Annotated in this window: 17 protein-coding genes and 2 pseudogenes; 3 read left to right on the top strand and 16 right to left on the bottom strand. The window is 57.8% G+C overall.

The genetic code is table 11. The features are described from left to right. Positions 1-87 precede the first annotated feature (87 nt). Positions 88-2,793: an HTH-type transcriptional regulator MalT gene (malT, locus tag DTA24_RS01925; protein ID WP_008806996.1), complete on the top strand. Its 2,706-nt coding sequence runs from the start codon at positions 88-90 to the stop codon at positions 2,791-2,793. 15 nt (positions 2,794-2,808) lie between these two features. Here malT and DTA24_RS01920 read toward each other — a convergent pair whose 3' ends face one another. Genes DTA24_RS01920 through glpE form a run of 3 tightly spaced genes read right to left on the bottom strand, consistent with a single transcriptional unit; the run spans position 2,809 to position 4,827 of the window. After that, positions 2,809-3,567, bottom strand: a complete 759-nt coding sequence (locus tag DTA24_RS01920; RefSeq protein WP_008806995.1) for a DeoR/GlpR family transcriptional regulator — start codon at positions 3,565-3,567, stop codon at positions 2,809-2,811. 49 nt (positions 3,568-3,616) lie between these two features. Then, on the bottom strand, positions 3,617-4,447 hold the full coding sequence (glpG, locus tag DTA24_RS01915) for a rhomboid family intramembrane serine protease GlpG (RefSeq protein WP_008806994.1): 831 nt from the start codon (positions 4,445-4,447) through the stop codon (positions 3,617-3,619). 50 nt (positions 4,448-4,497) lie between these two features. Further along, positions 4,498-4,827, bottom strand: a complete 330-nt coding sequence (gene glpE, locus DTA24_RS01910) for a thiosulfate sulfurtransferase GlpE (RefSeq protein WP_004202138.1) — start codon at positions 4,825-4,827, stop codon at positions 4,498-4,500. A 204-nt stretch (positions 4,828-5,031) separates the two neighbouring features. Here glpE and glpD point away from each other — a divergent pair, with 204 nt between their 5' ends. Beyond that, on the top strand, positions 5,032-6,540 hold the full coding sequence (gene glpD, locus DTA24_RS01905; protein WP_004202136.1) for a glycerol-3-phosphate dehydrogenase: 1,509 nt from the start codon (positions 5,032-5,034) through the stop codon (positions 6,538-6,540). A 62-nt stretch (positions 6,541-6,602) separates the two neighbouring features. On the opposite strand, the gene DTA24_RS01900 is transcribed toward glpD, so the two are convergent. From DTA24_RS01900 to asd, 8 genes and pseudogenes are all read right to left on the bottom strand, one after another. After that, positions 6,603-6,902 (bottom strand): helix-turn-helix domain-containing protein, encoded by a 300-nt coding sequence (locus DTA24_RS01900; protein ID WP_008806992.1) that lies wholly within the window; start codon positions 6,900-6,902, stop codon positions 6,603-6,605. Beyond that, positions 6,902-7,248, bottom strand: a pseudogene (locus tag DTA24_RS01895) (type II toxin-antitoxin system RelE/ParE family toxin). Before DTA24_RS01895 ends, DTA24_RS01900 begins: the two are co-directional and overlap by 1 nt. Positions 7,249-7,462: 214 nt before the next feature. Then, positions 7,463-9,910 (bottom strand): glycogen phosphorylase, encoded by a 2,448-nt coding sequence (gene glgP / locus DTA24_RS01890; RefSeq protein ID WP_008806990.1) that lies wholly within the window; start codon positions 9,908-9,910, stop codon positions 7,463-7,465. A gap of 17 nt (positions 9,911-9,927) precedes the next feature. Further along, entirely contained in the window at positions 9,928-11,361 is a 1,434-nt protein-coding gene (gene glgA / locus DTA24_RS01885; RefSeq protein ID WP_004202133.1) for a glycogen synthase GlgA, read from the bottom strand. After that, positions 11,361-12,656 (bottom strand): glucose-1-phosphate adenylyltransferase, encoded by a 1,296-nt coding sequence (gene glgC / locus DTA24_RS01880; protein WP_008806989.1) that lies wholly within the window; start codon positions 12,654-12,656, stop codon positions 11,361-11,363. Before glgC ends, glgA begins: the two co-directional genes overlap by 1 nt. Positions 12,657-12,736: 80 nt before the next feature. Next, entirely contained in the window at positions 12,737-14,713 is a 1,977-nt protein-coding gene (gene glgX, locus DTA24_RS01875; RefSeq protein ID WP_072125612.1) for a glycogen debranching protein GlgX, read from the bottom strand. Next, positions 14,710-16,896 carry a 1,4-alpha-glucan branching enzyme gene (gene glgB / locus DTA24_RS01870; RefSeq protein WP_008806987.1) on the bottom strand — a complete coding sequence of 729 codons (2,187 nt, stop codon included), beginning with the start codon at positions 16,894-16,896 and terminating at the stop codon, positions 14,710-14,712. The genes glgX and glgB overlap by 4 nt, the downstream gene beginning before the upstream one ends. Before the next feature lie 238 nt (positions 16,897-17,134). Then, positions 17,135-18,241 carry an aspartate-semialdehyde dehydrogenase gene (gene asd / locus DTA24_RS01865; RefSeq protein ID WP_008806986.1) on the bottom strand — a complete coding sequence of 369 codons (1,107 nt, stop codon included), beginning with the start codon at positions 18,239-18,241 and terminating at the stop codon, positions 17,135-17,137. Positions 18,242-18,344: 103 nt separating this feature from the next. Between asd and DTA24_RS28680 the strand changes: the two are divergent. Further along, positions 18,345-18,707, top strand: a pseudogene (locus DTA24_RS28680) (hypothetical protein). Here the strand turns inward: DTA24_RS28680 and gntU are convergent. The 5 genes from gntU to DTA24_RS01835 all read right to left on the bottom strand — a co-directional run bounded on the left by gntU (position 18,704) and on the right by DTA24_RS01835 (position 23,719). After that, complete coding sequence (gntU, locus tag DTA24_RS01855; protein ID WP_008806984.1) at positions 18,704-20,044, bottom strand: gluconate transporter; 1,341 nt, start codon at positions 20,042-20,044, stop codon at positions 18,704-18,706. The pseudogene DTA24_RS28680 and the gene gntU sit on opposite strands and share 4 nt — an antisense overlap. Then, positions 20,044-20,574: a gluconokinase gene (gene gntK / locus DTA24_RS01850; protein WP_012540395.1), complete on the bottom strand. Its 531-nt coding sequence runs from the start codon at positions 20,572-20,574 to the stop codon at positions 20,044-20,046. The genes gntU and gntK overlap by 1 nt, the downstream gene beginning before the upstream one ends. 180 nt (positions 20,575-20,754) lie before the next feature. Beyond that, positions 20,755-21,750, bottom strand: coding sequence for a gluconate operon transcriptional repressor GntR (gntR, locus tag DTA24_RS01845; protein ID WP_002920777.1), 996 nt, complete (start codon positions 21,748-21,750; stop codon positions 20,755-20,757). Between the two features lie 114 nt (positions 21,751-21,864). Continuing rightward, on the bottom strand, positions 21,865-22,560 hold the full coding sequence (locus DTA24_RS01840; protein WP_002920779.1) for a pirin family protein: 696 nt from the start codon (positions 22,558-22,560) through the stop codon (positions 21,865-21,867). A gap of 121 nt (positions 22,561-22,681) precedes the next feature. Next, the gene (locus DTA24_RS01835; protein ID WP_012967125.1) at positions 22,682-23,719 is read right to left on the bottom strand and encodes an oxidoreductase; all 1,038 of its coding nucleotides are present in this window, start codon (positions 23,717-23,719) and stop codon (positions 22,682-22,684) included. Between the last annotated feature and the right edge of the window lie 15 nt (positions 23,720-23,734).

The raw sequence follows: 23,734 nt of genomic DNA, 5'->3' as shown, positions 1-23,734 counted from the left end.
ATTTCATAATCACCGACCTTATTAGATATTAATTACGAAGCGCAAAAAAAATCGCAACCTCTCTCTTGCACAGCGAAATGTAGAACTATGTTGATTCCGTCCAAATTAAGTCGTCCGGTCCGCCTTGAACACACTGTGGTTCGTGAGCGTTTACTGGCGAAACTTTCCGGCGCGAACAATTATCGTCTCGTGCTGATCACCAGCCCTGCCGGGTACGGTAAAACAACGCTCATTTCTCAGTGGGCCGCGGGTAAAAACGATCTCGGGTGGTTTTCGCTGGACGAAGGCGACAATCAGCAGGAGCGTTTTGCCAGCTATCTGATCGCGGCGATCCAGCAGGCTACCGGCAACCACTGCGCGGCCAGTGAAGCGATGGTGCAAAAGCGCCAGTACGCCAGCCTCTCCTCTCTTTTTGCGCAGCTGTTTATTGAACTCGCCGACTGGCAGCGCCCGCTGTACCTCGTCATTGATGATTATCACCTGATCAATAATCCGGTGATCCATGACGCGATGCGCTTTTTCCTCCGCCATCAGCCGGAGAATATGACCCTGGTGGTGCTGTCGCGTAACCTGCCGCAGTTGGGCATTGCCAACCTGCGCGTCCGCGATCAGCTTCTGGAGATTGGCAGCCAGCAGCTGGCCTTTACCCACCAGGAAGCGAAACAATTTTTCGACTGCCGTCTGACGTCGCCAATCGAAGCCGACGACAGCAGCCGGCTGTGCGACGATGTCGCCGGGTGGGCCACCGCGCTGCAGCTCATCGCCCTCTCCGCCCGCCAGAATAACTCTTCCGCCCAACACTCCGCCCGCCGCCTCGCCGGGATTAACGCCAGCCATCTGTCGGATTATCTGGTGGATGAAGTACTGGATAACGTCGACGCCCGCACGCGTAACTTTTTGCTGAAGAGTTCTCTGCTGCGCTCGATGAACGACGCGTTAATCGTGCGCGTCACCGGCGAAGAGAATGGCCAGATGCAGCTGGAGGAGATCGAACGCCAGGGGCTGTTCCTGCAGCGGATGGATGATTCCGGTGAATGGTTCCGCTATCACCCGCTGTTTGGCAGCTTCCTGCGCCAGCGTTGTCAGTGGGAGCTGGCGGTTGAACTGCCGGAGATCCACCGCGCTGCGGCGGAAAGCTGGATGGCGCAAGGGTTCCCCAGCGAGGCCATTCATCATGCTCTGGCCGCTGGCGATGCCAAAATGCTGCGCGATATCTTACTCAACCACGCCTGGGGCATGTTTAACCATAGCGAACTGGGGCTGCTGGAGCAGTCGCTGTCGGCGCTGCCCTGGTCAAATCTGCTGGAAAATCCGCGCCTGATCCTGCTGCAGGCCTGGCTGATGCAGAGCCAGCATCGTTACAGCGAAGTCAACACCCTGCTGGCGCGCGCCGAGCAGGAGATGAGTGTGGAAATGGACACCGCGATGCATGGCGATTTCAACGCGCTGCGCGCACAGGTAGCGATTAACGACGGCGACCAGGACGAAGCGGAACGTCTGTCGATGGTGGCCCTGGAAGAGTTGCCGCTGGCCAACTATTACAGCCGCATCGTCGCCACCTCGGTGCATGGCGAAGTCCTCCATTGCAAGGGGAAACTGACCAAATCCCTCGCCGTGATGCAGCAGACCGAACAGATGGCCCGCCGTCACGACGTGTGGCATTACGCGCTGTGGAGCATTATTCAGCAAAGTGAAATTCTCTTTGCCCAGGGCTTCCTGCAGGCTGCCTGGGAGAGCCAGGAGAAAGCCTTCCAGCTGGTGCGTGAACAGCACCTTGAGCAGTTGCCGATGCATGAGTTCCTGCTGCGCATCCGTTCTCAGCTGCTGTGGGCATGGGCGCGCCTCGACGAAGCTGAAGCCTGCGCCCGCCAGGGAATGGACGTTCTCTCAACTTATCAGCCGCAGCAGCAGCTGCAGTGTCTGGCGCTGATGGTCCAGTGCTCGCTGGCGCGCGGCGATCTCGATAATGCCCGTAGCCACCTGAACCGGCTGGAAAACCTGCTCGGTAACGGTCACTATCACAGCGACTGGGTCTCCAACGCCGATAAGGTGCGGGTGATCTACTGGCAGATGACCGGCGATAAAACCGCGGCGGCCAACTGGCTGCGCCAGACGCCGAAGCCGGAATTCGCCAACAACCACTTCCTGCAGAGCCAGTGGCGCAACATTGCCCGGGCGCAGATCCTGCTGGGCGATTTCGAACCGGCGGAAATGGTGCTGGAAGAGCTGAACGAAAATGCGCGTTCGCTGCGTTTGATGAGCGATCTCAACCGCAACCTGCTGCTGCTCAACCAACTGTACTGGCAGGCAGGACGCAAGAGCGAAGCGCAGAAAGCCTTGCTCGAAGCCCTGACGCTCGCCAACCGCACCGGCTTTATCAACCACTTTGTGATTGAAGGCGAGGCGATGGCTCAGCAGCTGCGCCAGCTGATCCAGCTGAACACTCTGCCGGAGCTGGAGCAACACCGCGCCCAGCGTATTCTGCGCGACATCAACCAGCATCATCGCCACAAATTCGCCCACTTTGACGAAGGGTTCGTCGAGCGGCTGCTGAATCACCCGGAGGTGCCGGAGCTTATCCGCACCAGCCCGCTGACCCAGCGCGAATGGCAGGTGCTTGGCTTAATCTATTCCGGTTACAGCAACGAGCAGATTGCCGGCGAGCTTGACGTGGCGGCTACCACCATCAAGACCCACATTCGCAACCTGTATCAGAAACTGGGCGTCGCCCACCGGCAAGACGCGGTGCAGCATGCTCAGCAGTTACTCAAGATGATGGGATACGGCGTCTGACGACGCCGTTGCCGTTTAGCACAGCTCCAGCTGGAGGTTGTTATCGGTGATGACCTTCAGCACGCCCGCCGGCGGCAGCACGTCGGTATAGACCGCATCGACCATACTGATACTACCCATATTGACCATCGCATTGCGGCCAAACTTGGTATGATCCACCACCAGCATCACGTGGCGTGAATTCTCAATGATCGCGCGCTTGGTGCGCACTTCATGATAATCAAACTCCAGCAGCGAGCCATCGCTGTCGACGCCGCTGATGCCAAGAATGCCGAAGTCGAGACGGAACTGCGAGATAAAATCCAGGGTCGCTTCCCCAATGATCCCGCCGTCGCGACTACGCAGTTCACCACCGGCGAGAATAATGCGGAAGTCCTCTTTAACCATCAGCGTGTTGGCCACGTTCAGGTTATTGGTGACAATGCGCAAATCGTGATGATCGAGCAGGGCGTGCGCCACCGCTTCCGGCGTGGTGCCGATATCAATAAACAGCGTCGCCCCATCGGGGATCTCGCTGGCTACCCGCCGGGCGATACGCTCTTTTTCCGCCGTCTGGGTCGCTTTGCGATCGTGCCAGGAGGTGTTCACCGAGCTGGAGGGCAGCGCCGCGCCGCCGTGATGGCGGAGGATCATTTTCTGTTCGGCTAAATCATTCAGGTCGCGGCGGATGGTCTGCGGGCTGACCGCGAACTGCTCAACCAGCTCTTCCGTGCTGACGTAACCCTGTTTTTTTACCAGCTCGATAATCGCGTCATGACGTTGTGTTTGTTTCATGAAATATCCCTGGAAAAATGTCGCCTACCCGACCCCTGTCGGTAAGTCTTTATGCGCGTTTTCGCCCATGCAAGGTATCAACAAACGCCATCGCCAGGCCGGTCGCCAGACCAGCCACATGCGCGCCGTTAGCGATCGCCATGCCGAAAACGTCAAACCAGCCAGCAATTAACCACACTAAAGAAAAGAGTATCAACCCGCGCTGCAGATAAATACCGCTCTGCGGATCGCGCTCGCCCCGCAGCCAGACGTAGCCCATCAGCGCATAGACCACGCCCGATAAGCCGCCAAACCACGGGCCGCTAAACTGATGCTGCACGAAGCCGCTCAACAGGGCGCTGATAACGGTGATCACCACCAGTTTGCCGCTGCCGATGCGTTTTTCCACCGCGCCGCCGAGATACCACCACCATAGCAGGTTGAAGAGAATATGCATCAGCGAGAAATGCATGAAAGCATGGCTGAAATAGCGCCAGGCTTCGAACTGCAGCGAAGGATCGTAGGGCCAGGCCAGCCAAATCATCACCGGCTGATCGCCCAACAGATTTTGCAGGATAAACACCGCGATGCAGATGAGCAGAATGGCCCAGGTGAACGGGCCGGCGTTATGCCGCAGCGTGGCAAAGAAAGGAAAGCGCTGATAGCGCAACCCGCTATTGGTCTGTCCGGACTGCCAGCTCGCCGCCAGATAACGCGGATCCGCCGGGTTCTCAAGGAAGCGGGCCAGCTCAGCCCTGACACGCCCGGCCTGACTCTCATCAGCCAGCCAGACGTCGCTCTGAGCGTGCTGCTGAATGGTCAGGATAATCCCCTGCGTCGCCATATAATCGACAAACGCCTGGGCCACCCGTGGATTGGCAAAAGAGGTAATCATTAACATGCAGCGAATCGCTTATTCCACACAAAGGGGGATAGTATACCTGCCAGCCGTTAAAACGTCCCGTGCGCCACTTCCGCCGGGAAATGGCGATGCCAGGCGTCGAACCCGCCATCAACGCTGTAGACCTTATCAAACCCCTGCTGCAGCAGATACTGCGCGGCGCCCTTGCTGCTGTTGCCGTGATAGCACATCACCATCACCGCCGTGTCAAAGTCGTGGTCACGCATAAACGCGCCCAGCGTATCGTTGGTCAGATGAAACGCGCCCGGCGTATGGCCCATCGCATAGCTTTGCGGATCGCGGATATCCACCAGCACCGCCGTCTGCTGATGCAGCTTCTGGTGCGCTTCTTCAACGTTGATACATTCAAACTGTTCCATGGTTCTCTTCTCTTTCTCGTCATGACGGGCGATGGCCGGCCCAATTTTACCCTGTAGTGTACCGTCAGGCGGTAAAGAAACGCCAATATGTTACACCCATCACTCCAAAATGTTTTTTTGATGTTACCAAAAGCGCGTTTGTTTGCTATAGTGAGCGATATCGAGCATTTGTGAGCTTAAACGAAAGTGTGAGAGGGTAAGAACGTGGAAACCAAAGATCTGATTGTGATAGGCGGAGGCATCAACGGTGCCGGTATCGCGGCAGATGCCGCCGGGCGGGGTTTATCCGTACTGATGCTGGAAGCGCGCGATCTCGCCTGCGCTACCTCCAGCGCCAGTTCCAAACTTATCCACGGCGGGCTACGCTACCTCGAACACTATGAGTTCCGCCTGGTCAGCGAAGCGCTGGCCGAGCGTGAAGTGCTGTTAAAAATGGCTCCGCATATCGCCTTCCCGATGCGCTTTCGTCTCCCGCATCGTCCGCATCTGCGTCCGGCATGGATGATCCGTATCGGCTTGTTTATGTACGATCATCTGGGCAAACGCACCAGCCTGCCGGGCTCCACCGGCTTGCGTTTTGGCGCAGAATCGGTACTTAAGCCGGAAATTGTGCGCGGTTTCGAATATTCCGACTGCTGGGTCGACGATGCCCGCCTGGTGCTGGCCAACGCGCAGATGGTTGTCCGCAAAGGCGGCGAAGTGCGGACCCGCACTCGCGCCATCTCGGCAAAACGAGAGAATGGCCTGTGGGTGGTGGAAGCGGAAGATATCGATAGCGGCGAGAAGTTTACCTGGAAGGCGCGCGGTCTGGTCAATGCCACCGGTCCATGGGTCAAACAGTTCTTCGACGAAGGGATGCATCTGCGCTCGCCTTACGGTATCCGCCTGATCAAGGGCAGCCACATCGTGGTGCCGCGAGTGCATACTCAGAAGCAGGCCTATATTCTGCAAAACGAAGATAAACGTATTGTGTTTGTTATCCCGTGGATGGATGAGTTCTCCATCATCGGCACGACGGACGTCGAGTATAAGGGCGATCCGAAAGCGGTAGCCATTGATGATAAAGAGATTAATTACCTGCTGAACGTCTATAACGCGCACTTTAAAAAGACTCTCAGCCGGGACGATATCGTCTGGACCTACTCCGGCGTCCGTCCGCTGTGTGATGACGAGTCGGATTCGCCGCAGGCGATCACCCGCGACTACACGCTGGATATTCACGATGAGAACGGCCAGGCGCCGCTGCTCTCCGTCTTCGGCGGGAAGCTGACCACCTATCGCAAGCTGGCCGAGCATGCGCTGGAAAAACTGACTCCCTATTACAAAGGAATCGGCCCGGCATGGACCAAAACCGCGGTGCTCCCCGGCGGCGATATCGGCGGCGACCGCGACGACTATGCAGCAAAACTACGCCGTCGCTTCCCGTTCATCAGCGAATCACTGGCCCGCCATTATGCCCGCACCTACGGGAGCAATAGCGAGTGGATCCTGAAGGAAGCCAGCGCCCTGAGCGATCTGGGGGAAGATTTCGGCCATGAGTTTTATGAAGCCGAGCTGAAGTATCTGGTTGAGCACGAATGGGTGCGCAGCCTGGATGACGCCATCTGGCGTCGTACCAAACAGGGCATGTGGCTGAATGGCGAGCAGCAAGCGCGCATCAGCGAATGGCTGGCGCAGCATGCGGGAAAGTCTGAACTGTCGTTAGCGTCCTGACATCGCGTGGCGCCAGGAGAGAAATACCCGGGCTATGGCTTGCGCTTGGCCCGGATACCTGTTCACAAATTAAACGAGACTTTTTTTCCAGTCGGCAACGTGACATTTATACTGAGTTCTCCCCCCAATGCCGCAATGTAGCGTTTTAGGGTCGAAAGCCGCGGATCGTTATCAGCCTGTTCCATTTTAGCGATCGTTGGCTGCTTTACCCCCATAGCCGCAGCCATCTCTGTTTGCGACATTTGCAACTCTTCTCGAAGCAAGTTTAAAGCGACAGACTGGCGTATCTCTGCCGCTTTCGCTGCAATACGCTGCTGGCTTTCAGGACTCTGTTTCGCCATGAGTTCTTTTAGCGTGGCCATTATCGCTCCTTAGTCAGGTGTTGGCTGAATTCTCTGTCAGCCAGAGTAATCATCTCTTTGTAAAAACGTTTCTCATTCATGCCATCCTTATTGCCCGCACATAAAACGATAGCTTTCCGCAGAGGATCAAAAGCAAAAAAGCGCGGATGGGGAGCCCATGATGCTGAACCCGGAGTTCTTTCATATTCTGAAACGTTGAATCTTTCACCGTATCAACATACGGGCGCCCAAGCTGCGGACCAAAATCAGATAAGATGAGCATCGTGGCCAACATATCCTCTTTTAAAGCTCTACTTTGTAATTCGAACCAGGCATCAAACGTATCCGTCGTTTCTACATCCCACATAGGCGATCCCTCATAGCCTAAAGGCTATCATCCATATTATAGCCATTAGGCTATGAACGTAAACTTATTGAGCATTTATCGTACTGCTGGCGAATTCACGTCAATAGTATATTCCCGCAATAGCCTGAATCCTCCCCGGCACTTTTCCGAATAAAACGTTCTCCGCACAGACAGAAACGGGGCCAAATGGCCCCGTTGAGTTGCATTGACTGGCTTACAGCCTTACCGGGTCGATATGCCAGATATATTTCGCGTACTCCTGGATCGTCCGGTCAGAGGAGAAGTAGCCCATGTTGGCAATATTCAGCATCGCCTTATAGGCCCACTCTTCCGGATGTTGATACAGCTCGTCGACGCGATCCTGACAGTCCACATAGCTGCGATAGTCCGCCAGCACCTGGTAGTGGTCGCCAAAGTTAATCAGCGAATCCAGCAGGTCGCGGTAGCGCCCCGGTTCCGCCGGGCTGAACACGCCGGTACCGATCTGCGTCAGCGCCTGGTGAAGCTCTTCATCCTGCTCGTAGTATTCGCGTGGTTTATAGCCGCTGCGACGTAGCTCCTCCACCTCTTCCGCGGTGTTGCCGAAGATAAAGATATTCTCTTCGCCCACGTGCTCCTGCATCTCCACGTTCGCCCCGTCGAGGGTGCCGATAGTCAGCGCTCCGTTAAGGGCAAACTTCATATTGCTGGTGCCGGAAGCTTCAGTGCCTGCGAGGGAGATCTGTTCCGACAGGTCTGCCGCCGGAATAATCAGCTGCGCCAGGCTGACGCTGTAGTTGGGGATAAAGACCACCTTCAGCTTGTCGCCAATCTGCGGATCGTTATTGATCACCGCGGCCACATCGTTGATCAGGTGAATAATATGCTTGGCCATGTAGTAAGCCGAGGCCGCCTTACCGGCGAAAATGTTCACTCGCGGCACCCACTCCGCCTGCGGATCGGCTTTGATCCGGTTATAGCGGGTAATGACGTGCAGCACATTCATCAGCTGGCGTTTGTACTCGTGGATGCGTTTGATCTGCACATCAAACAGCGCCTTCGGATTCACCACCACATTAAGCTGCTGCGCAATATAGCTGGCCAGCCGCTGTTTGTTTTCCAGTTTAGCCTGACGCACCGCCTGATTGACCGTCGGATAGTCGATATGCTGCTTCAGCTCGTCAAGCTGGCTCAGATCGGTCCGCCAGGTGCGGCCGATATGCTCATCCAACACTTTCGACAACGGCGGGTTGGCCAGCGCCAGCCAGCGGCGCGGCGTGACGCCGTTGGTGACGTTGGTAAAGCGCATCGGGAAGATTTTAGCGAATTCGGCAAACAGCGACTCCACCATCAGCCGCGAATGCAGCTCCGACACGCCGTTGACCTTGTGGCTGACCACCACCGCCAGCCAGGCCATCCGCACGCGACGGCCGTTGGACTCGTCGATAATCGAGGTTCGGCTGAGCAGCGCGGTATCATTGGGATACTGCTCCTGCAGGGTCTTGAGGAAGTAATCGTTAATCTCGAAGATAATCTGCAGATGGCGCGGCAGAATTTTGCCCAGCATATCCACCGGCCAGGTCTCAAGCGCCTCGCTCATCAGCGTATGGTTGGTATAGGAGAAGACCTGACAGGTCACCTCGAACGCCTCGTCCCAGCTGAATTTATGTTCGTCGATAAGCAGGCGCATCAGCTCCGGTATTGACAGCACCGGGTGGGTGTCATTGAGGTGAATGGCAATCTTGTCCGCCAGGTTGTCAAAGGTCTTATGCAACATGTAATGGCGGCTCAAAATATCCTGTACCGTCGCCGACACGAGGAAATACTCCTGGCGCAGACGCAGCTCGCGTCCGGAGTAGGTCGAGTCATCCGGATAGAGCACGCGGGAGACGTTTTCGGAGTGGTTTTTATCCTCTACCGCAGCGAAGTAGTCGCCCTGGTTGAATTTACCAAGGTTAATTTCGCTACTGGCCTGCGCGCTCCACAGACGCAGCGTGTTGGTGGCGTCGGTGTCAAAGCCGGGGATGATCTGGTCGTAGGCTTCCGCAATAATCTCTTCCGTCTCAATCCAGCGGGTTTTCTTTCCTTCCTGCTGAATGCGGCCGCCGAAACGCACTTTATAGCGGGTGTTGTGGCGCTCAAACTCCCACGGGTTACCGTACTCCAGCCAGTAGTCAGGGGACTCTTTTTGTCGGCCATCGACGATATTCTGTTTAAACATCCCGTAGTCGTAGCGGATCCCGTAACCGCGTCCCGGCAGGCCCAGCGCCGCCAGGGAATCCAGGAAGCAGGCCGCCAGACGGCCCAGACCACCGTTGCCAAGACCAGGGTCATTCTCTTCATCGATCAGCTCTTCCAGATCGAGCCCCATCTCCGCCAGTGCGCTGCTCACATCGTCATAAATGCCCAGCGACAGCAGCGCGTTAGAGAGGGTACGGCCAATCAGGAACTCCATCGACAGATAGTATACCTGGCGCACTTCCTGCGAGAGCTGCGCGCGGTTGGAGCGCAGCCAGCGCTCCACCATGCGATCGCGGACGGCAAACAGCGTGGCGTTAAGCCATTCATGCTTGTTGGCGATGGCCGGATCTTTACCGATGATAAACATCAGCTTATAGGCAATAGAGTGCTTTAACGCCTCAACGCTCAGCGTCGGTGATGCATAGCTAAAGGGTACATTCATAACAATGACTCCAGTGGTTACATCAAGCGTTGATAAAGTTCGCGATAGGAGTTCGCGGCAACCTGCCAGCTAAAATCCATATTCATCGCCTGACGCTGCACATAGCGCCAGAGCGACGGGCGCGACCAGAGAACAAAGGCGCGACGGATAGCGCGCAGCAATGACAGCGCATTGCTGTCCTCAAAGACAAACCCTGTCGCCAGACCATCGGCAAGGTTCTCCAGCGAACTGTCAGAGACCGTGTCCGCCAGCCCCCCGGTGCGGCGCACCAGCGGCAGCGTGCCGTACTTCAGACCATACAGCTGAGTTAAGCCGCACGGTTCAAAGCGGCTCGGCACCAGAATGACGTCGGCGCCGCCCATAATGCGATGGGAGAAGGCCTCATGGTAGCCAATCTGCACCCCCACTTTGCCCGGATGTTCGGCGGCGGCGGCGAGGAAACCTTCCTGCAGCACCGGATCGCCGGCGCCCAGCAGCGCCAGCTGGCCGCCCTGCTCAAGCAGACCCGGCAGCGCTTCGAGCACCAGATCCAGCCCTTTCTGGCTGGTCAGGCGGCTGACCACGGCAAACAGCGGCGCTTTGTCATCGACCTTCAGGCCCATCGCAATCTGCAGCTGACGCTTGTTCTCCGCCTTCTCCTCCAGCGTGTCGCGATCGTAGCGCATCGGCAGCAGCAGATCGTTTTGCGGACTCCAGATACCGTCGTCAACGCCGTTGAGGATCCCCGACAGCCGTCCTTCATGATGGCGCTGGCGCAGCAGCCCTTCCATGCCGTAGGCGTATTGCGGTTCGGTGATCTCGCGCGCGTAGGTCGGGCTTACCGCCGTAATATGGTCGGCGTAGTAAAGACCGGCCTTCAGAAACGAGATCTGACCGTTAAACTCGAGGCCATGCATGTTGTAAAACGACCACGGCAGCTCGATATCATTCATATGCCAGGAGTAAAACATCCCCTGGTAGGCCAGGTTGTGCACGGTAAAGACCGATTTAGCCGGGCGTCCGCGCGCCGCCAGGTAGGCCGGCGTCAGGCCGGCGTGCCAGTCATGGGCATGCACCACATCCGGGCGCCAGAACGGATCCAGTCCGCTGGCCATTTCGCTTCCCACCCAGCCCAGCAGCGCAAAGCGCAGGACGTTGTCGGTATAAGCGTGCTGGTTGGTATCGTGGTATGGGCTCCCCGGCCGGTCATAGAGATGCGGGGCGTCTATCAGGTAGATCCCCACGCCGTTAAAGTGGCCGTACAGCAGCGTGATCCGCCCGGCGAAGGTATCGCGGCGGGTTACCACCTGGGCATCCACCACGCCGCGGCGGATATCGGGAAACGCCGGCAACAGCACGCGGGTGTCGATACCCTCCGCAATTTGCGCCGCCGGCAGTGCGCCGATGACGTCCGCCAGACCGCCCGTCTTTAACAGCGGGAACATCTCAGAACATACATGTAAGACCTGCATTAGCGCTCCTGTTTGTGCCCCAATTTCCGCAGCATGTCGCGGGTCACCAGCACGATACCTTCCTCTGAGCGATAGAAGCGGCGTGCATCCTCTTCCGCGTTCTCACCAATCACCATACCTTCCGGGATGACGCAGGCGCGGTCAATCACGCAGCGACGCAGGCGGCATGAGCGCCCCACCCAGACATCTGGCAACAAGACTGCCGAATCAATGTTACAGAATGAGTTCACCCGCACGCGCGGGAACAGCACCGACTGCACCACCACCGACCCGGAGATAATGCAGCCGCCGGAAACCAGCGAGTTCAGGGTCATGCCGTGGCTACCGGAGCGGTCCTGGACGAACTTCGCCGGCGGCAGCGATTCCATATGGGTGCGGATCGGCCAGTTCTGGTCGTACATATCCAGTTCCGGCGTGACTGACGCCAGATCGAGGTTGGCCTTCCAGTAGGCCTCCAGCGTTCCCACATCGCGCCAGTACGGCTCAGCGTTCGGGTCAGACTGCACGCAGGAGAGCGGGAAAGGATGTGCATAAGCCATGCCAGCTTCAGTGATCTTCGGAATGATATCTTTGCCGAAATCGTGGCTGGAGTTTTCGTTGCGATCGTCTTCTTCCAGCAGCTCATAAAGATAGGCGGCGTCAAAGATATAAATGCCCATACTGGCCAGTGATTTGGTCGGGTCGGTTGGCATCGCCGGCGGGTTAGCGGGTTTCTCGACGAACTCAATGATTTTTTCGTTTTCATCGACCGCCATGACGCCGAAGGCGGATGCCTCTTCAATGGGCACCGGCATGCAGGCCACGGTGCAACGCGCCCCTTTTTCGACATGGTCAATCAGCATGCGCGAGTAATCCTGCTTATAAATATGATCGCCCGCGAGGATCACCACGTACTCCGCTTTGTAGCGACGGATGATGTCCAGGTTCTGCGTCACTGCGTCCGCCGTGCCGCGATACCAGTTTTCGCCGTGCACGCGCTGCTGGGCTGGCAGCAGATCGACAAACTCATTCATCTCTTCGCTGAAGAACGACCAGCCGCGCTGGATATGCTGCACCAGCGTGTGCGACTGATACTGGGTGATGACGCCGATACGGCGGATCCCTGAGTTAATGCAGTTAGATAATGCGAAATCGATAATACGGAACTTGCCGCCGAAGTGAACGGCAGGTTTCGCACGCTTAATGGTGAGATCCTTGAGCCGGGTGCCACGCCCGCCCGCGAGGATCAACGCCACGGATTTGATGGGTAATTGACGCGCCAGCATCAGCGGATCGTTTTTTTCAAGCCTAACCATGATTAACTCCTTTTTACACCCCAGCTTTCCTTCTCATCCCGCCGCGCCGCCGCCACGAGTTCAACCGGAAGCTTCAGGGATTACGACCTTTGAAATACGCACACTCCGTGCGCGGGCCCATGCCAGACAGCCATGATGACCGGATTATCCTCTCCGGCGAAGGGAGGAACGGCGCGCCATTCCCCCTCAGGTAACACCATATCGACCACCTCTGCGGTGGCGTTCAGCGTGAGCAGCCAGCGATCAGACAACTGGATCTGCATACACGCTGCGCCCTGCTGCCACTCCCCGGCAGTCAGCGGCTGGGCGTTGCGATTAAGCCAGCGGACATTGCCATCGCCCTCCTGCCACCAGCGGTTGCGGGTGAGCGCTGGAATGCGACGGCGCAGGTGGATCAGCGCCGCGGTAAACGCGGTTAATCCCGGGTTCGCCTGACGCCAGTCCAGCCAGGTCAACGCGTTATCCTGGCAGTAGGCATTATTGTTGCCGTGCTGGCTGTGGCCCTGCTCATCGCCCGCCAGCAGCATTGGCGTGCCCTGAGCCAGCAGCAGCGTCGTCAATAGCGCATGCACGCTGGCACGCCGCCGTTCAATCACCGCAAGATTGGCGTCTAAACCCTCTATACCATGATTGTTGCTGTAGTTATTGTTAGTCCCATCGCGATTCTCCTCCCCGTTTGCCTCATTGTGTTTCTGATTGAAACAGACGCAGTCGCGGAGCGTGAAGCCATCGTGGGCCGTCACCAGGTTCACCGTCGCCGATGGCCGTTTGCCATCGCGAGCAAAGAGATCGCTGGAGGCCGCGAAGCGTTGCGCAAAGTCACCGAGGGAGACGTTTTGCTGCAGCCAGAAACGACGGGAAATATCGCGAAAATGGTCATTCCATTCGGCGAACAGCGGTGGGAAATTAGCCACCTGATAGCCGCCCGGGCCGATATCCCAGGGTTCCGCAATCAGTTTCACCTGCGACAGCACGCTGTCGCGGCGGATAGCCTCGAACAGCGGCGCATCCTGGCGGAATTCCGGCGTCCGCCCCATCACTGAGGCGAGGTCGAAGCGAAAGCCGTCAACATGGCACTCATCCACCCAGAAGCGCAAACACTGGCGCGCCCATTCCACCACCCCGGGGTGGCTGAGATTGAGCGTATTACCGCAGCCGGTCCAGTTGTGATAATCGCCATCCTCCCTTACCCAATAATAGCTACGGTTGTCGATTCCGCGCAGGGAGACGGTGGGCCCTTCGAGATCAATTTCCGCGCTATGGTTGAGCACGATATCCAGAATCACCTCGATGCCGGCGGCATGAAGCGCCTTAACCGCATCACGAAACTCATCGAGGGCACGCGCGGGCTCGCTGGCATAGCGCGGATCCAGCGCGGACCATGCCAGCGGGTTGTAGCCCCAGTAGTTGCTCAAGCCCATCCGCTGCAGTCGCGGCTCGCTGGCGAACTGCGCTACCGGCAACAGCTCGAGGGCGCTGATGCCCAGCGATTTGAAGTAAGCGATCATCACCGGGTGGCCCAGCGCCTTATAAGTTCCGCGAATGGCTTCCGGCAGCTGCGGGTGCAACAGGGTGAGCCCTTTCACGTGCGCTTCATAAATCACCGTTTCCCCCCACGGGGTACGCGGCGGCTTATCGCCCCGCCAGTCGTAATGCAGATCCACCACTTGCGATTTTGGCGCGATTGCGGCGCTGTCGCGATGATCCGGCTCCCACATTCCACCATGCAGGCGTTCGTCATCCGGCAGATCGCCCTCGACCCGATACGCGCAGGGATCGAGCAGCAGCTTCGCCGGGTTAAAGCGGTGCCCCTGCGCCGGGTCCCAGGGACCATGCACCCGATAGCCGTAGCGCAGGCCCGGCCCGGCAGCGTCCAGCCAGCCGTGCCAGATGTCGCCGCTGCGCGCCGGGAGATCGACGCGTTGCTCGTTGCCCTGCTCGTCGAATACGCACAGCTCCACCCGCTCCGCATGGGCGGAGAAGAGGGCGAAATTCACGCCCTTGCCGTCATAGCTGGCGCCCAACGGCGCAGGTTTGCCTGCCGCCAGTGAGGTCATTGCGCCTCCCGGACCAGCCAGATCGTCGCCAGCGGAGGCAGGGTCAACGATAGCGAATGTTCGCGGCCATGGCTGGCGATCGCGTCGCTCTCCACCACACCGCCGTTACCCTGGTTGCTGCCGTGATAGTGCATGGAGTCGGTATTCAACGCCTCGCGCCAGCGTCCCGGCTGGTTAATGCCGAAGCGGTAGTCATGGCGCGGCACCGGCGTGAAGTTGCTGGCGACGATAATCTCATTCCCGGCCCGGTCGCGGCGCACAAAGACAAACACCGAACGCTCATGGTCGTCGACCACCAGCCATTCGAAACCGTAGGGGTCAAAATCCAGCTCGTGCAGCGCTTTATGGTGACGGTAGGTATGGTTCAGGTCACGCACCAGTCGCTGGACGCCATGGTGCCAGTTGTCGCCGCCCTCCAGCAGATGCCAGTCGAGGCTGCCGTCGTGGTTCCACTCGCGGCCTTGAGCGAACTCATTGCCCATAAACAGCAGTTTTTTACCCGGGAAGGCGAACAGCCAGCCGTAGTAGGCGCGCAGGTTGGCAAACTTCTGCCAGGCATCCCCCGGCATGCGGTCGAGAATCGATTTTTTGCCGTGCACCACTTCATCGTGGGAGAGCGGCAGCACAAAATTCTCGGTGTAGTTGTAGAGCATGCCGAAGGTCATTTTGTCATGATGGTAGCGGCGATGCACCGGATCGAGCTTCATGTAATCCAGGGTGTCGTGCATCCAGCCGAGGTTCCATTTGAACCAGAAACCGAGGCCGCCGCCGGCTGGCGGACGGGTCACCCCGGCAAAATCGGTGGACTCTTCCGCCATCGTCACCGCGCCCGGCGTCTGTTCGCCGAGGATGCGGTTGGTGCTGCGCAGAAACTCAATAGCTTCCAGATTTTCCCGGCCGCCGTATTCGTTGGGGATCCACTCACCTGCCTTGCGGCTGTAATCGCGATAGATCATTGAGGCCACCGCGTCGACCCGCAGGGCATCAATACCGAAGCGCTCGATCCAGTACAGCGCGTTACCGACGAGGAAGTTGCTGACTTCGCGGCGACCATAGTTGTAGATCAGGGTATTCCAGTCCTGGTGATACCCCTCGCGTGGATCGCTGTGCTCATACAGCGAAGTACCGTCAAACGAGGCAAGGGCAAAATCATCCGCCGGGAAGTGGCCGGGCACCCAGTCAAGAATGACGTTCAGCCCGGCGGCGTGCGCGGCGTTGATAAAGTAACGGAAATCGTCGCGGGTGCCGAAACGGCGGGTCGGCGCATAGAGCCCGGTGGGTTGATAGCCCCAGCTGCCGTCGAACGGGTGCTCGTTAACCGGCAATAGTTCGAGATGGGTGAAGCCCATCCATTTCGCGTAGGGCACCAGCTGGTCGGCCAGCTCGCGGTAGCTCAGCCAGAAATTATTATCGGTATGACGGCGCCAGGAGCCGAGATGCACTTCATAGATAGAGATCGGGGCATCAAACTGGTTCGCCGCTTTGCGGTCCGCCGGCTGTTCCACTTTGGGCGGCAGGTCGCAGATAAGCGAGGCGCTTTCCGGACGCATTTGCGACTCAAAGGCGTAAGGGTCGGCTTTGACCCGCAGATGGCCGTGGGCGTCAATCAGTTCGAATTTATACAGCTGGCCATTATGCGCGCCGGGAACGAACAGCTCCCAGATCCCGGACTCTTTGCGGAATCGCATCGGGTGGCGTCTGCCATCCCAGTAGTTAAACTGCCCCACCACCGACACGCGGCGGGCATTCGGCGCCCACACCGAGAAACGCGTACCAGTGACGCCGTCCATGGTGGCAGCGTGCGCGCCCAGCGTTTCGTAAGGACGCAGGTGGGTCCCTTCGGACAGCAGCCAGACGTCAAGATCCTGCAACAGCGGACCAAAGCGATAAGGGTCATCAATCAGATTCTGCTGCCCGTGCCAGGTGACGGCCAGCTGATAGCGAAAGGCGTTTTTGCGACGTGGCAGGACGCCGCTGAAGAAACCACGCGAGTCGAGGCATTCGAGCTTGCCGACTTTGCGTCCGGTTTTCGGTTCAATAACCCACACGTCGGTGGCGTCGGGTAATAATGCGCGTACTTCCAGCCCGGCGTCAGTTCGGTGCATGCCGAGCACGGAAAAGGGATCCGCGAAATGACCGGCGATTAGCGCATTAATCACGTCTCTATCAATATGATTAGACATGCTTTCATCCTGTTGTAAGTGTCGCTCATTCCTGTAACTGGCGACTTTTTTTGACCTGAACGGCGCAGTGCTCTCAGCATCCTCCTGCTCCGTCCCACCTTCAGGTAAGGAATTCCTTACTTAAAGCATAGCCAAGGCTGAGTTACCTCCGTGGGGAAAAATCTAACATCCGCGTTTACTCCTTGTATTACGCAAAAAAAAAGGGGGCTTGAAGACCCCCTTTCTGTTCATCCTGCGCTTACGCCAGCTGGCGAAGCATCCGGCGCAGCGGCTCCGCAGCGCCCCACAACAGCTGGTCGCCAACGGTAAAGGCCGACAGATACTCCGGCCCCATGTTCAGTTTACGCAGGCGTCCGACCGGGGTGGTCAGGGTGCCCGTCACCGCGGCTGGGGTCAGCTCGCGCATGGTAATCTCACGATCGTTCGGTACCACTTTGGCCCACGGGTTGTGCGCGGCCAGCAGCTCCTCAACGGTCGGGATAGACACATCTTTCTTCAGCTTGATGGTGAACGCCTGGCTGTGGCAGCGCAGCGCGCCAACGCGGACGCACAGGCCGTCTACCGGGATAACGGACGAGGTGGCGAGGATCTTGTTGGTCTCCGCCTGGCCTTTCCACTCTTCGCGGCTCTGGCCGTTATCCAGCTGTTTGTCGATCCACGGGATCAGGCTGCCCGCCAGCGGTACGCCGAAGTTATCCACCGGCAGCTCGCCGCTGCGGGTCAGCGACGTCACTTTGCGCTCGATATCCAGAATGGCGGAAGCCGGATTCGCCAGCTCTGCCGCAACATGGTTGTGCAGCTGACCCATCTGGCTCAGCAGCTCGCGCATATGACGCGCGCCGCCGCCGGAAGCCGCCTGGTACGTTGCCACGCTGACCCACTCCACCAGATCCTGGGCAAACAGGCCGCCGAGGGACATCAGCATCAGGCTAACGGTACAGTTGCCGCCGACAAAGGTTTTGATGCCGTTATTCAGGCCGGCGGTGATCACGTCCTGGTTAACCGGGTCGAGGATAATGATCGCATCATCCTTCATGCGCAGCGAAGAGGCGGCGTCAATCCAGTAACCCTGCCAGCCGCTTTCGCGCAGCTTCGGGTAAATCTCGTTGGTGTAATCGCCGCCCTGGCACGTGACAATAATGTCCAGTGCCTTCAGCGCGTCCAGATCGAACGCATCCTGAAGCGTGCCACCGGTGCTACCGCCGAATGACGGCGCTGGCTGTCCCAGCTGGGAGGTAGAGAAGAACACCGGGCGAATGGCGTCGAAATCGCGCTCTTCAACCATGCGTTGCATGAGAACAGAGCCGACCATTCCGCGCCAGCCGATAAAACCAACATTTTTCATAACGTATTCCTGCGAGGTGTGTGCTGTTTGTGCCTGGCCAGTTTCCAACTGGATTATCCCTCACCTTACAAAATGCAGCTAAAGTCGCAAGTGAAATTAATCAATGATTGCTGAACAATCAGAAAAGCAACTTATCCTGCACATTGTCCACCGTCGCTGGTCGTCGTCAAAAACGCAACGATTATCGGGGAAATCCCCTGCGCAATGGAATATTTTCCGTTGCTATTTTATTGATCCTGATTATGGATTGAGCGCGAAATCAGGTGATTTACCGCTTGCCAAATAAACGCATCAAACCCAGGCACAGCAAGGGCTGACGAGGGATACGAGTATCGTCGTAGCGCTAATAAGGGCGAATAGCAGGCAAGGAAAAGGGGGAAAAAGGGCGGCTTATTACAAAGAAGCCAGGGTAAGCAGCGTTACCCTGGCTTTTTATACCCCGCGAGCGGGAGGTGAGCGGGCTTAGCTCAGCAGCTGGAAAGCGATCATACCGACAATCGCCCCGGTGGTACCCAGGATGGTTTCCATCATGGTCCAGGTTTTCAGCGTCTGGGCTTCCGTCGCACCGGTAAATTTACCGAACAGCCAGAAGCCGGCATCGTTCACGTGGCTCACCACAATCGAGCCGCCGGCGATACAGATAGACAACGCTGCCATCTGCGCGCCGCTGTAGTTCAGTTGCTCAATGACCGGCATCACCAGGCCAACCGCCGTCAGACAAGCAACGGTGGCAGAGCCCTGAATGATACGGACGGCAGCCGCCAACACGAAGCAGGTAATCGCAATCGGCAGACCCAGGCCTGTCAGCGCTTCGCCGAGCGCCGGGCCGACGCCGGAGTCAACCAGCACCTGCTTGAAGACGCCGCCGGCGCCGATCACCAGCAGGATAATCCCCGCCGGCTGCAGCGCGTGGCCACAGATCTCCATCACGCGGTCTTTCGCCATCCCCTGGCGCATCGCCAGGCCGTAGATCGCGACCAGGCAGGCAACCAGGATCGCGGTGAACGGATGGCCGATAAACTCGAACCATTCGTAGGCAGTGGAACCCACCGGCACAAAGCGCGCGGCGATGGTTTTTAGACCCACCAGCACCAGCGGCAGCAGGATCAGCGACAGGCTAAAGCCGAAGGAGGGCATTTTTCCTTCGCCGAGATGCGGTTCGCTGATATCGTCAGGAATATGCAGCTCAACGTAGCGGCTAATGAAGTTACCCCACAACGGACCGGCGATAATCATCCCCGGGATCGCGGCGCACAGGCCAATCAGGATCATCCAGCCAAAGTCGGCGTGCATTTGCGACGCCAGCAGCATCGGCGCCGGCCCGGGAAGCAGGAACGCGGCGGCGGCGGCCACCCCTGCAAACAGCGGGATCACCAGCTTCACGAGGTTAGTGCCGGTATGGCGCGCCATCGAGAAAGCGACGCTGATCAGCAGGACAATGGCCACTTCGAAGAACAGCGGCAGCGCGCAGATAAGACCGGCAAGACCAATCGCATAGTGCGCGCGGTTGTGGCCGAAGGATTTGAGCATCTTGACGGCAATCTGATCGACCGCCCCCGTTTCATGCAGGATCTTACCGAACATCGCGCCGAGCGCGACGACGATCGCCAGGAAGCCCAGCGTACCGCCCATCCCTTTCTCCATCGTCGCCGCGATTTTATCCAGCGGCATGCCGGAGAAAAGACCTGCACCAATAGAAACCACCATCAAAGCCACGAAGGCGTGCATCCGCGCTTTCATGACTAAAAACAGCAGCAGCAATACCGAGCCGACTGCTGTTAAAACAAGCGTTAAAGTACTCACTAGTGACTGCCTTTGTTGATCACCTCGATGGTGCTGGCCACCACGCCTTCCAGCGGCTGGTCGATATCGACGATAAGCACATCGCTCTCGTCGGCGCCTGGTTCCTGCAGCGTTTCAAACTGCGTCACCAACATTTGGGTTTTGAAGAAGTGTCCTTTGCGTGCCTTCAGACGGTTTTCGATCACGTCGAAATCGCCTTTCAGATAGATGAAGGAGAGGTTCGGGTTGCCCTTGCGCAGAATGTCGCGGTAGCTCTTCTTCAGCGCCGAGCAGACGATCAGCGACACCTTGTTGGTACGCTGCATAGCAAACGCGGCGTCATTCAGCGCCTGCAGCCACGGCGTGCGGTCATCATCGTTCAGCGGCTCACCGGAGGCCATCTTGGTGATGTTGCTGCGCGGATGCAGAAAGTCGCCGTCGAGAAACGCGGCATGCAGTTGATGCGCCACTTCGCTGGCGACAGCGGATTTCCCGCTGCCGGAAACGCCCATCAGAACATAGACGTGGTGATCATGATTAGTCGTGCTCAAAGCATCCTCCCACCGGACAGGTACGCCGCGCCATGGCTGACTCATCCAGCGCGAAGGCGGCGTATCGGTTAATTGTTACGGGTAACTGTTATCGGTAACATTGTCATGCCGGACCTGTGGAGAAGCAATATCCATTCGTGCCAGATGTGAATATGTGTGATCTACTTCAAACTTGTCAGTTTAAATTGATCCGCCCGGTGACAATGTGAAACCTAAATCTAACATCTTAGGGGTAATCGCTTCACCACGAATGCGCGCCAGCAGCCGTTCGGCGCCGATGCGTCCCATCCGCTCGCGCGGGGTCAGGACGCTGGCGAGACGCGGCTCCATCACCTGGCCGATATCATGGCCGTGGAACCCGGCGATCGCCATATCATCGGGGATCTTCAGCCCCAGACGCTGGCATTCAAACGCCGCGCCGACCGCAAGGTCATCGTTGGTACAGAAGATACCGTCGAGCTGCGGATATTCGCGGCGCGCCTGACGCATCAGCTCAATACCCGACGAGTAGGACGAAGACTGCTCCACCATCACGCTATAGGGCGTCATCCCGGCGTCGAGCATCGCCTGCTCGTACCCCTTCTGTTTGATGATAGTTCGTTCATCGAGACGCGCCCCCAGATAGGCGACGTGGCGGTGGCCGCGGGCGATAATCGCTGCGGTCATCTGCCGGGCGGCTTCAAAGTTATCAAACCCGACGGCGATATCGAGGCACGGCGACCGGCTGTCCATCAGCTCCACCACCGGAATGCCGGCGACTTCAATCATCTTCAGGGTGCGAGGCGTATGAGTTCGTTCGGTGAGGATCAGGCCGTCAATGTTCCAGGAGAGCATCGATTCGAGGCGTTTCTCTTCCATTTCCGGCTTATAGCCGTAGTGCGCCAGCATGGTTTGATAGCCGAAGGCGTCGGTGACGCTTTCGATACCGCGCAGCACTTCCGAGAAGACCTGGTTAGTTAACGACGGCAGCAGCACGCCGATGGCGCGGCTGGTCGCGTTGGAGAGAATGTCAGGGGCGCGATTGGGAATATAACCCAGTTCATCGAGGGCAACGGCAATCTTGCCACGCAGCGCTTCGGAGACCTGCTCCGGGTTGCGTAAATAGCGACTGACCGTCATTTTGGTCACGCCGACAAGATCGGCTACATCCTGAAGTACGGGTCTTTTCTTTTTCATCGTCCTGACTGTGATCAACGGGGAAACATTTTCTCAGTTTATCACGGACAAAGCGCAACCTTCGCCGATGTTGGAGAAGGTTGCGCAATTTATTTAACCTGGCTCAGATAACTATCAAACCGGCGGCAGATCGAACAGCAGGATCTCGCTATCGCTGTCGGCATGAACCGAAATCGCCTGCTCGTCCCAGATGGCCAAACCGTCGCTGGTGGTGGCTTTGGTACCGTTGATGGTCACTTCGCCTTTGACCACCTGGATCCACACGCGGCGTTCCGCGGCAATCTGGTGAACCGACTGCTCATCTTTCAGCAGCGCCCAGCGATAGAGTTCCATATCCTGGTACACCTTCAGCGAGCCATCTCGCGCATCTGGCGACAACACCAGCTGTTTGCCCTGGGCGGCGTCGAAGCGGCGCTGCTCGTAGCGCGGGGTAATGCCGGTTTCTTCCGGAATAATCCAGATCTGATACAGACGCAGACGATCGGTTTTGCTCGGGTTGTACTCAGAGTGGCGCACCCCGGTACCCGCACTCATGATCTGGAACTCGCCTGCCGGCACCTGCTCTTTGTTGCCCATACTGTCCTGGTGCTCCACCGCCCCTTCCAGCACATAAGTCAGGATTTCCATGTCTTTGTGTGGATGGGTACCGAAGCCCTGACCAGCGTCGATGACGTCGTCGTTAATCACCCGCAGGGCAGAGAAGCCCATAAAATTCGGGTCATAATAGTTGGCGAAAGAGAAAGTATGCCAGGAATCCAGCCAACCATGGTTAGCGTGGCCACGTTCGTTCGCTTTGCGTAAGTAGATCATGTTGCACCCCCGTATGTTTTCGATGGAGTCAGTGTGGACCCATTTCGCCGTCGATCATAGAGGGTGAAAATTGACTCCTCTGTTCAAAAAATATGAACAAGCGTCGAGGAGCCCGTTTTGCTTATTTTGCCAGGGTGATGGTGGCCGGAGAAGGCTGTTCAAAGCCGCGCTCCAGGATCTCCATATTGGTGAGAACGTCAGATTCCTTGACGTAATTCGGCTGGCCGTTGACGAGAGTGTCATACAGCGCGTCGTACACCCGACCGTAGTCGCCGGTCTCCAGCGGCACCGCTTCACGCACCGTCTCCCCCGCCTCGTTGACGTACACCAGCTCGCCGACGCTGTCGTCCGCGCCAAAACCCGGCTCGCCCGGCATGATATTGGCCTTCAGGCTGGTCTCCTGCTGGTCAATGCCGTATTTCACAAACGAACCTTTATGGCCGTGAACGATGAATTTCGGGTAGTCGATCTGCACCAGGTGGCTGGTTTTGACGATGGCCTTCAGATCGCCGTAGAACAGTTGGGCCTCAAAGGTGTCATCCGGGTTGGCTTTATTGCGCAGCGAGCGCAGATCGTAAGAGACATGGTCCGGACGGCCGAACAGCGAAATGATCTGATCCAGGGTATGCACGCCGAGACCATAGAACTCGCCGTTTTGCGGGCCGCCGGGGTTGGTCTCCGCCACCGGGCGGTAGTTATCGAAATGACTTTCGATCTCCACCAGTTCGCCGAGTTTCCCGCTCTCAATCACCTTTTTGGTGGTCAGGAAGCAGGAGTCGAAGCGACGATTCTGGTAGGGCGTCACCGTGAGGCCCTTGCTGTTTGCCAGGGAAAACAGGGTTTTTGCTTCCTCAAGCGTCGGGGTGAACGGCTTTTCCACCAGCACGTTTTTCCCCGCCTCCAGCGCCTTTTTCGCATATTCGAAATGACTGTCGGCGTGGGTGCAGACCACCACCAGTTTGACCTGTGGGTCGTTTAACACGTCATCAAGATCGCTGGTGAAATGGATATGGGAATACTGCGGCGCCTGCTCCTCGGGCTTCGCCCGGCGGCGGTAGATATGCGCCACATGCCAACGGTCTTTGCGGTGCAAAACGTAAGGAAGATGGTAGCGGGTGGTGCTTTTACCAAAGCCAATAAATGCGCAGTGCAGAGTCATAACGCTGTCCTTAGT

Source organism: Klebsiella sp. P1CD1 (assembly GCF_003790505.1).
In the GTDB taxonomy this organism is placed as follows: Bacteria; Pseudomonadota; Gammaproteobacteria; order Enterobacterales; family Enterobacteriaceae; genus Klebsiella; species Klebsiella variicola.
The sequence above is the reverse complement of the archived record's forward strand: the minus strand, read 5'-3'. Positions and strand labels throughout refer to the sequence as shown.